This is a genomic window from Aliikangiella maris (assembly GCF_040719265.1).
Classification (GTDB): Bacteria; Pseudomonadota; Gammaproteobacteria; order Enterobacterales; family Kangiellaceae; genus Aliikangiella; species Aliikangiella maris.
Genome location: NZ_JBFDAH010000046.1, coordinates 1 through 10897, shown reverse-complemented (window position 1 = coordinate 10897; position 10897 = coordinate 1). Strand labels below are relative to the sequence as shown.

At 36.9% G+C, this 10897-nt stretch carries 5 protein-coding genes; 1 reads left to right on the top strand and 4 read right to left on the bottom strand.

Annotated features, from left to right (window positions below; translation table 11 throughout):
* Positions 1 to 337: 337 nt before the first annotated feature.
* The 4 genes from ABVT42_RS21120 to ABVT42_RS21105 form a co-directional block, all read right to left on the bottom strand.
* On the bottom strand, positions 338 to 1078 hold the full coding sequence (locus tag ABVT42_RS21120) for a hypothetical protein (protein WP_353897931.1): 741 nt from the start codon (positions 1076 to 1078) through the stop codon (positions 338 to 340).
* Between the two features lie 2 nt (positions 1079 to 1080).
* Positions 1081 to 8814, bottom strand: coding sequence for a SpvB/TcaC N-terminal domain-containing protein (locus tag ABVT42_RS21115; RefSeq protein ID WP_353897930.1), 7734 nt, complete (start codon positions 8812 to 8814; stop codon positions 1081 to 1083).
* A gap of 464 nt (positions 8815 to 9278) precedes the next feature.
* Positions 9279 to 9620, bottom strand: a complete 342-nt coding sequence (locus ABVT42_RS21110; protein ID WP_353897929.1) for a hypothetical protein — start codon at positions 9618 to 9620, stop codon at positions 9279 to 9281.
* 483 nt (positions 9621 to 10103) lie between these two features.
* The gene (locus ABVT42_RS21105) at positions 10104 to 10412 is read right to left on the bottom strand and encodes a hypothetical protein (protein WP_353897928.1); all 309 of its coding nucleotides are present in this window, start codon (positions 10410 to 10412) and stop codon (positions 10104 to 10106) included.
* 157 nt (positions 10413 to 10569) lie between these two features.
* Between ABVT42_RS21105 and ABVT42_RS21100 the strand changes: the two genes are divergently transcribed.
* On the top strand, positions 10570 to 10897 hold a 328-nt coding region (locus ABVT42_RS21100), incomplete at its 3' end, for a hypothetical protein (RefSeq protein ID WP_367024375.1).

Here is a 10897-nt window from a genome sequence, read left to right as displayed (position 1 = left end):
CAAGCACTAAAAAGCGGACGATGTTAATTGGGTAAAGTCGTTTAATTCTTGCACAATCTTATGATAAAGAAATTGGCAAGAAGTATGATGGTAAAAAAGTAAACTACACTTTTTTCTGTGTACTCCCATTTCTTAGTTCATTCCAGATATAAAACCTTTCTTCTTTGGTTAAGTGATGATAGTGTTTCATGGCAATTCCTCTGTAGTGGGTTCATTGATTCGCAAAATAATTGTAACCACTTTTTTAGCAACTTGGGAATTGCACTTATTATATGAATTCGCGCCCCATTGATTGTGCTTTTATTTTCACTGTCTGTGATTATGATTTTTGTTCTGTCTATTTTTGTTTTCCTAAAAGTGATGACATACTCCTTTCAGTTTTCCAACTTATACGATCTAGCAGAGCAAAGATAACAGCATCTAACTGCAATTTCTTTTTGATAGAGAATTCTCTGAAAGCTAACATTTTTATTTTATTCTTATTACTATTAAGTTTATATTTATTTACGAATTCGAATACTTTTCCAGTAAGCTTTTCATTTATGCAAGTAGAAGTAACGCTATAAAAAATCAACGTGTAAATAAGAAAATTAATTGGAGGAATATGGTCGCTTTCTTTTTCATAGTTTAACTCTAAGATATCAAGCTTTATAAAGTAGTCTTTTTTATCTAGCATATTCTTTACTATTGCATTCCCCCAATCAATTATATCATTAGCTTTATTTTTTTTGCTACTTCTTGCCATTTTCTGTGCATAATCAAAGTTAAAAACAAGCCACCTATATAAGTTTTCGTTTTCTATGGACACACTCTCTCCTAACTCATCCACTTCTCCTCCCTCTAAATCATTAAAAAATTCTTCCATAAGTACGGCGACTTCTCGCTGCAAAAAACCTCCGCCATAGGTTATTATTTTCTCATTATCTAAATAATAATAAGTAATTAAAGAAAATTTATTTGAAAGCAATCTTTCTCCCACAATCACATTAACACTACTACTATTTATCTCACCAAAATCTGCCTTTTTTATGAAATGATATTTCGACATATTTGAGTAGATCAATTCATTTATGCACATACTTAATCTCCTTGTGGTGGTAATAGTGCTCTAACTAGCATTACTTCATATTTGTTTCTTGTATATAAATGCGGGCCTCTTTGTACCAAATCAAATCCGCTAGTTACTGTTAGCTGGTCAAATTGAATTTGGCTTTTTATAAGAGGAGAAGTATTTGTCTTAATTTCTAGTAAAATCCAGTCATCATCACCTCCTCCGGCAGGCCGAAATGCTCCGTCATATTTTCTCAATTTATTTCCACGAAAAACTCTAATTTCATCTCTATACACTTCATGCCCTAACTCATGCTCTAACCAGTCCCAAACTTTATCTTCTCCCTCCCTACCAATAGCCCACCTAAATTTACCTAGACTAATTTGCTTTAACTCCCAAGTATCATCAGACATTTTTGAATCAAAAATATATTCCTCATCAACACCAAATGGATAAGACTCTTCATGCTCACTCAATGGAATGTGATGAAACTCATCATTAAACGCTCTAGAAAAAGCAGCTGTTACAGCTCCATTTACGAACTTTCCTCCACTCAATGAAGATGCAGTTCCTCCTAGCAATGCTGCTGCAGAAATTCTTTGTATACTAAAAGAGTTACCTTGATCTACCCCATCAATTACTCCACTAAATGCTTGAGTCACACCGGCTGACGCAAACCCATAACCAAACTTACCTCCTTGGAGTTTACTCATTATACCGCCAGTTATAGCATGTGCTGCAACTTTTCCAGTAAATGCCCTTGATGTAAAGCTCGTTCCCATAGCACCTTCGCCGGCTTTTGCCAGACAACTTTGACAGTTTTTAAATGCAGTACCAATACCATAAAATACTCCACCACTTATTCCTCCAGCAACTGCCCCCGTTACTGCTCCACGCAACGTTCCGGTCATTATTGCTCCATTAGCAGCACCAGCTAATGCCCCTACAGCTACAGCATTCCAAAATCCCTGTGCAGCCCAAGGCCCAAGAACAACAGCAATAACAACAGTGGCAACGACAGCAAGAGCTTGTTTCCAAAATTTATTTAAATTCTTAAAAAAGTGCCCACTCGGATCCGTATAACTCAACGGATTATTCAACACATAAGAATACCGATCCATATTCTGCATATTCTTAGGTGCCTGAATATAAGCATCGGCCTGCAAAAAACGTCCAATATTGGCATCATAAATTCGACCATTCATGTGAATAATATCCACACTACTCAGCATTTCATGGCCGGTAAATCCAAGATCAGTAATGGCTAATTTACTCATCACAGCAGATTCGCTAAATGGTGAAAGACTAGCTACTTCATATTGCTTACCAAAAGGATCATAACGGAAACGTTTAACCGCATTACCACTTTCATCTGAAATGGCTATTACCGATCCCAAATGATCTTTATGCATATACCTCGTTTTCGACTGACTCGAACCATCGGCTTTATCCGTATCAATCCTAAGCGCAACGCCCGCAATATAATACTTATGTTCAACATCACCATTTTTTGCACCACCGGTATGCACTACCTTTTCATAGCTGCCTAAATAAGTGGTTTCAACAGTAATCGGTTGACCATTCTCATAAACATTGTCGATTCTTCGGTATCGCTCTCTACCAGTTCCATAGCGGAAAGAAATTTCATTAGCATTGCTTGAACCTTTCTTAATATAAACAAGCTTTTCAAATGCCGCATAACGAATTTCACGATTATTAGCACTGTTCGCCAAATCAACATCATTGATTAAATTACCGCTTGCATCATAGGTGAAACTACGTTTCTTCACACTATTGTTGTAAATACTGGATACCGCATGTAAACCGGCACCGCCTTCAGCATAACGGTAATCATCTCCCATATCCGACTTGGATTTCATTCGACCTAATTCATCATAACTATAAGTTTTAGTCGTAGTATTATTCACCGTAAAACTGGTTAGACGATTCAATAAATTAGTTTGTGAACTTTCAGCGTAACCAAATACTTCATTACGATTTGCTATATGATCGGTTCGAGAAATCACATTACCAATTTTGTCAAAGCCTTGGCTAAAATTAACTAACTGATTGGAGTTTGGCCCAACAATAATTGACTCCAAATAACCCGTCGTAGCGTTATAAGAGCGATTGGACGACACAGCACCACTACCATAACCAATGGTTTGATCAACAATGTTACCAAACTTATCAATATCATTAATGTTTTGATAAACCTTAGTGGTATCAGCCGCATCAGTCACTTTGATTAGATTACCGTAATCATCATAATGATTTTTAACGGAAACCTCTTCCGGTAAAATAGTAAAGTCAATACGTCCAGTATCATTATCATAACTATTCATCACCAGATAAGTTTCAATCACATTACTATTTTCAGTTTTCAGTTTTTGTGTTGAGGTTTCTGCTCGTGCTAAATGATCATAACCGCTAATTTTTTGTTGTAAGGCTATTGCTGTTCCGGGATTAGCGCAATCAATCTCGCCTTGGTACAAACTCACACTATGTAGCGCACCTTTAACAGAGTTCCCTGTGTTACCTAGTGCAGCAGTATCATATTGCCAACAAGTGGTTTGTACATCGATACCTGACACACTCGCATGTGCAGTTCCATTGGCATTTGTCACCGCTGCGTTATCAACTCGTTTAATCATTCGACCGAGTTGATCATAGTGCTGTATAATCACAACACCACGGGCATCTTGTTGACGGATCAGTTCACCAAAACCATTATAGCTGTACGTCCAAATACCTTTATCAGGATCATTGGTTTGGGTTTTATGACCGACTGCATCAATGGTATTAATAATCACATTATTCAAACTGTCTTTCAGTTGAATAAACTGGCCGCGACCATCATAAGTGTAGGTCATGGTTTTGCCAGCGTTGTTAGTCACTGATAATAAGTCACCATTGATATTTTTGGTTTCACTAACAGTTTGACCAATCGCATTGGTAGTCACAGTGGTTAAACCATTATAAGATTTAGTGGTTACTCGACTGCCAGGTGCCGTTTCTTGATAAACCCGACCTAAAGCATCATATTTGGCTTCAGTGTAGTGGAGTGACACACTATCAACATTACCAAACATGGGGTGATAACCTTTTTTCACACGAGCAAATTTATCATATTCAATTCGAGTAACGAGTTCTTTGTTACCAAAAGTCTGTTTGGTTGACACCACTTTTTGACCCAGTTTATTGAAGAACTCTCGGGCGTAACCACTCATCATATTGCCAGCAGTATCATACGCTTTTGTTTCGCTATAATATTCTGCGCTGTCAGGACAACTTGCACCACCAATGCCACATAAATAAAGATAACTTCGAGAGTAAGTACCGTTAACCGCTTTGCTCTCATACTTCATACCCGTTTCATCGTACTTAAAGTGAGTCGATAAACCATTTGGACCTGTTTGGGTTAATACACCGCCAAAACGTGCATCATAGGTATAAATTTCTTCATGGCCTAAATCATTTTTGATACTGGTTACAAAACGCCCTTTTGAATCAAAAGAGGTAATGGTCGAACGTTGACTAACCGCAGCATCAAATGCCAGTGTTTTGGCATTACGTGCTTTAGCTTCATTGATCGTTTTAGTTTTATTACCAAACTTATCGTAAGCGTAAATTTTCTTGAGTTGTTTATTATTTCCAGGAAAACTCACTTCACTTTTGAGCATGCCCGGATAACCGCTAAACTGTGCGCCATCGTGAGATGCGGCTTCTGCAAAATATTCAAACTGGCTACTATCAATAACAGAACCAGACACATCACTGCGTGTTTTTGTAACAGTCACGCTTTTTAAGCGGGCATATTTTTGCTCCCAGGTTGTTGAGCCAAAATCAGAGACGGTTTTAGTTTCAAACCACTGAGAACCACCGCTACCATTCTCAGCCTGACTGTTAGTATTTAAAATCTCTGATTTAGTTAGATTACCATAATCATCATATTCAACATTAGTAGTAATAATCTGATTAATAAACTCTCTTGGGTTATCCAGCAAATTACTAGGCGTGCCATCCGAGCTTAACGACCAATTTTTTTCAACTGATTTAGCTAAATAAGGAAAAATGAGACCTTGTTTTGTTGTCTGCTCCCAATGATTAACGGCTTCGCTAATCACTGTACCATTCGATAGCTTTCGAGTCGTTTTTTTAGGAGAACCGATAAAAGGAAAATCCTGACGATATTCGGTGGTTGTAATAATGCCGGACTGTTCGTCAGTTGTGGTTAATTTTTTGAAACCTAATATGCCACGACCAGTTAAGTGCGCCTGAAAATCTTCATATTTGTAAGAGACAGACACTGTTTGCTCATTACTATTTGAGTCATAAGTCGCCGTCTCACTTTCAACTTTAGCAACCACTGACATTGGCGTGGTTATTTGTATTGCAGGAAAGTCTGGTTTAGTTGCAGAGTTAGAATAAACCAGCGTATTGGTTAAGGGCTTATAAACGATATTAGTGGTCACACCATATCCAGTGGTAATGCTGGTTATTAAATTAGCTTTTTTGGTATTTGCACTATTTGACTCAGGTGCTTCCCACTTTTTCCAGGACGAACCATTGATACCACGTGATAATAGATCAAAATTTCCATTACCTTTAATATCCATGTAGACATTAACAGGATCTGTTTCGAACCCTGAAATTCTTTTAATATATTTAAAAGAGTTTCCGTCGAAAGCATATACATAATAACCTAAATAAGGACTCTCTTTGTAAGCCCAAAATTCTGCTTGACCATCTCCATCATAATCAAGAATCACCGCTCGATTATTATCACTCTCATCAGTCGCAGCAACAATACCGGTGTATGTTTCCGCACCTAATCCTTGTTCCCCTCCATGATTGAGTCGGTAATACCATTTTCCATTAAGTACATAAAGAACATCTGTCAGTCCATCGCGATTAATATCGAAAGGAGTAACACTTTTTATTAAGCTAGTCCCTAGTTTTCCATAAGGCTCAAATTGCTTTGAGTCCTTATTGAAAGTGTAGGCAAATACACCTGAGCTGCTTGTAGTATCACGATCTTCCCAAACAACATTATTGCTTTCGATTATCAGATCCGTTACACCGTCACCATTAAAATCACTGAAACGAGTTCCCTCACTGATATTCCTAAGAACGACAATATTCATACCACCACTAGCTGGTGTGCCACTTGAAAATGAAACAAAATGATCTTCAGAAAAATAATCAGTATTAACTATAGTTGTACAACCATCAAAATTACAGTGTTCGGTACTGGTTACTTTTTTCTCTTGACGATGCCAAGTTTGCGAGCCTAAATCTAATAAATCCTGTCTACCATCACCATCTAAATCAACTACAAAAAGTTCATCGGATTCTATGGTTCCAGGTATACTCAAGTTAGTCGAAGCAAATCGACCACTATTTTTATTATAAATTAAACCGGCCCAAGCACTTCCTTTCTTACGAACAATATCCATCTTTCCGTCCGCATCCAGATCAATCGGTTTAATTGATAAAAACTCGGCAGCAGACATATCTTCGTAAGTATTGAATTCCGTACCATAGCCAGACGAACGATAAAGTTTATTATTTTTCCAGACTAATAAATTACTCCTACCATCGCCATCTATATCTATAGCTTTAACAAACCCAGCATCCGGCACCTGATAAAAAGTATGTGAACTTTGTGTATAACTATCACTAGCAACGTCACTCCAATTAAAAGTCACTGGGCTGTAACAATTTCCTAGATAGGTACATTCTTGAATAGCCTTGACTTGATTAAACTCGCCTAACTTAGAAACCTGATGATAGATTTGATAAGTTTTAACATGATTATTATCACTATAAACTTTGATCTGTTTTAGTAGTTGAGTCATGGATACTTTAGAGCCAGCATGATATCCATGAGTTTGATCACTTCGTTCAAATTGTGAGTTCAGCTCTTTAGCGTAAATAAAATCAATCGAATTATAATGGGCAAAGTTATATAAAGAGTTTCCACCATAAGATATCTTATCAATATAGTGCTCGCTTCCATTTGAAGACTTAGCATATTGATATTGAATATAGTTACCGGCTAAATCTACCGTTCGCTCAAGCAACCAACTGTTATTAGCACTATTGTGACTTGCAATGACTAAAGCATTGGTTGACTCACTGTTATGCTTACCATAGTAATGTATATCACCATCACGGGTTTTTACTGTGAAATATTCTGGTCCGTTACTGACATTATTATCTGTGTCAAATGATGTAATCGTATTATTTGAAAATAGTTCGGTTTGATATTCAACGTTGTTCCCACCATAAGTTTGACTAGTTTTTTTTTGGAACAATTGCTGACCACTAATACAAAATTTATCCGCAGCCGTATTAGTAACTCCCTTTATTGTATCGTTTTGCTCATAGTTTTGCGGACAACGATGAATAGCTGATAATCCACTTATTCCCCAACCAATTCCTAATGAACCATTACCACTTTGACTAGAATAATTAAGAGAAATTTGAGGAGCTACCCCAGCGGTGCCTTGTGGTGTAGTTAAAGGTATTGTGTAAGTAGCGGCACCTGATTCATTGACATTGAACTCACCACCGGTTGTACCAACTAAAGTTGCAGTTTTGGGGTCTTCAGAGCGATGATAAGCAGTATCGACATGATCAATTAATCCACCAACATTGCTATAAGCAAAATTATCAGGCACACCTGCTACTTTGCTAATCATTTGAATATCATCAAGACCATCCGCATTAATATCATCAATCACTAAATCATAAGCAGCAGCAGACCAATCTAAACCTTTATAACCATTATGTAGTGTTTGCCTAACACTGCCATTTCCATTTAAAATAGTTAATGAAGAACCTTTTGATTTTCCTTGGAGAATGATTTCTTTGAGTCCATCCCCATTAAAATCACCAAAATACACTTTATACTGTTCAGGATCGGCATCAAAATCAAAGGTTGAATAGGAAGCTATACCATTAGCATCCCAGGAAATAATAGCGTTGCGTACATCGTTATATAAAACAATGGGAGTAACAATGTCACCATGTAATAAAATGATTTCCTTGCCACCCAATAAAAGCATTTCATCACCCGGACTGGTATTTAAATTAGCAGCAAAGGCAGCGTAACTTTCTGCACTCCAATCTAAAATATTGGGAATGTCTGGATGGGATGTAGTCCAACTTTTATGCAGATTCGCATTAATTTCGTTAGTTAATACTGTCGGTAAAATACCACCTTCAACACCTTTACTTTTGGGTTGATGGTAGGTGTCCATATCACCATTTCCATCAAAATCGCCTTCAATGAAGTTGTGGGTGGTGCTATTAGAATCAAACGGTGGTTGGTATTCAGGATAAACGACAGTTATAGTGCCGGAATGTGTGCCAAAATTCTTGGTGTTATCTAATCGGTAGTTCCATGTGCCTGTCGGTAGCTCTACACTAACAGAATGACTGCCAACTCCTGAGCGAGTCGCATTACCAATATTCAAACCATCAACAACAATAGTTCGACTTGTATCTGGAGTCCCAGAATATTGATCGGTAGAAACAATCTGCCAACTAAATACTACCGTACAAGTATTTTTGGGGCTATTTCTAGAAATTAAACATTGATTAGCAGTACCGGTGCTTTGCTCCAAATTAACATTAAAGCTACCATTCGCTACGACAAAATAATCATTTGGCCCATAGGCAAGTGCTTTCTCACTATTACCCAACCCTAAACAAACAACAATAACACCAAGAAAAAACCAACTAAAATGCCTCATTCCCACACCTATTCCTTTCATACTTGATTATTTTTCAATCAAATCAAACTTGATTGCTAATTGAAGCTAAAAAACAGCAAATGGCGTTGCTGGTATTTTCTAACCCACAGAGCCGCTACAATTAACCTCCTCACTTTTACAACAACGCTAGCCCCAAACGACCAGCTATTTTTTTACTAATACTCTCTACTACTCTTTCTTACTATTTTCAAATTAATGGCGCTTGCCGCAAAAATTACAGTTCGGCATTCTACTAGCTTCGGCACTAATTTGAAGTTTTATTGTTAAAACAATGAACAATTACTTAGAATGACTAAAAGTCAATAAGACGACATTGACAACAATCAATAAGCTCAGCATCAATTCAGCATATATATCAAACAACCTAACCATCGTTTGTTGGGTCTCATTTGCAACTAAAAACTTCTGTGGCGAACTTACATTACTTAGCCTTTTAAACATACTTATTTACTAATAACCAAATATCTGCCCCAACAAAGTGATGTAGAATCGTCATACATAGCATTAACAGTCATACCTGTTGACAAAGCAGTTAATGACGCTGATAAAAAAGCTTTTACGCCATCAGCAGTCATACCAGCTTCATCTTTATATACATAAATAGAAGAAGTTGTTGCATTAGTACAAACAGGATTCACTTCAGAATCAAAGTAAATAATTATTCCACCATGCTCAACAATTTGAACCGATTTAATTTTTTTAGCACCGGTCCATTTGTGCTCAGCTTTAACATTGAAAGCTAAACTGCAAACTATACAAAAAGCCATTAAAGTTAAATAACGCATTATTTTCTCCTCATGTAATATCCATCCTAATGTTATCTTCTATTCACACAAAACTACTCAGTACAACTGAAAATAGTATTTATCTGATTGCTGAAAGTCATGTATGGTAACAACTGACTGTCTCAGATTATGAGGCGAAACATGGCTTTATTATATCAATATTCGGACAATCTTTAACACTATTTGGACAAACTTAAGAAATTTGGCTAAAAATCGAGCTAAAATGGACACAACTTAGCATTCTGACTAAGAAATATGACTCCAGATATAAATCAACATTTTTATATCTTCTGATGAAAAACTAACGACAGTATCAACCAATAACCAACAAATTAGCTGATAAGAAAGCAAAATTGCCTTCAAACAACTGTACAAAACTCAATCAAACTTTCTTTCTAACCACAAGAAAGAAGCACTGATTACAAATAACCACCAGAAATACCAGGAGCTAATCGGCTTATAAGTGGGGAAAACCTGTGTTGGTTACTCAGGAATATAAGATGCTTGCTTAGCTAAAGTCGCTCGAATTTTTTCTTGCTGTTGAATAGCAGGCCAACTTGCCTGCTCTTCAACATAAATCCAACTTTGAAACTCCCGATCTTTTGCAGTGATATGATACCAACCTGATTCTTTAGGCCAAAAATAGCCACAATATTGATCTTGACGACTCAAATCTTGCTGCATCAATAATTTTTGTTCTTTTGTTTTGTGGTTATTTGCCTTGGCTACAACCTGTTGAACGAGGGTATCGCTAATTAAACAAACCTCGGCCAATTGGTTAACTTGATACATTGATTTGTTTTTGGGGGCAATAAAGTAACAAGGGTAATTGCTCAAAAAGCGGGGGCATTATGTAAGCAATCGATCACAAGAAAATCAGAAAAAGATCAATTTAATTGGCGAAAATCGATCACATTTAAAAGATTCAGTTAATGGCATAATAAAAAGCATGAGTTATTTAACTGATGGTAATACAGATAGTCGAAAATTAGTCTTTCTGAAAGATGGCAAGATAAGTATTCCCCATGATTTAGCCCCTCGATATGGTAGCAGTTGGTTGGAACATCGCCTGTTTAATATAATCGAAGTTTTGCAAGAGATGGCACAACGTTATTATGATGAGTGTCAGTTACTCAAGTCAGAAAATGCACGGCTAACCAGAAGGTCTGAAAGGCCGAAGCTAAAACCGAGCTTGATTGCCTCGACCGATACAGAATATCAAAATTCGAGAAGTCGTCGAACTCAAATCCCTAACCCAAAGAAATCTCAACTTGACG

Coding starts and splice junctions, on each gene's coding strand:
- ABVT42_RS21120 (WP_353897931.1), bottom strand. CDS start 1,078: ATGTGCATAAATGAATTGATCTACTCAAATATGTCGAAATATCATTTC.
- ABVT42_RS21115 (WP_353897930.1), bottom strand. CDS start 8,814: ATGAGGCATTTTAGTTGGTTTTTTCTTGGTGTTATTGTTGTTTGTTTA.
- ABVT42_RS21110 (WP_353897929.1), bottom strand. CDS start 9,620: ATGCGTTATTTAACTTTAATGGCTTTTTGTATAGTTTGCAGTTTAGCT.
- ABVT42_RS21105 (WP_353897928.1), bottom strand. CDS start 10,412: ATGTATCAAGTTAACCAATTGGCCGAGGTTTGTTTAATTAGCGATACC.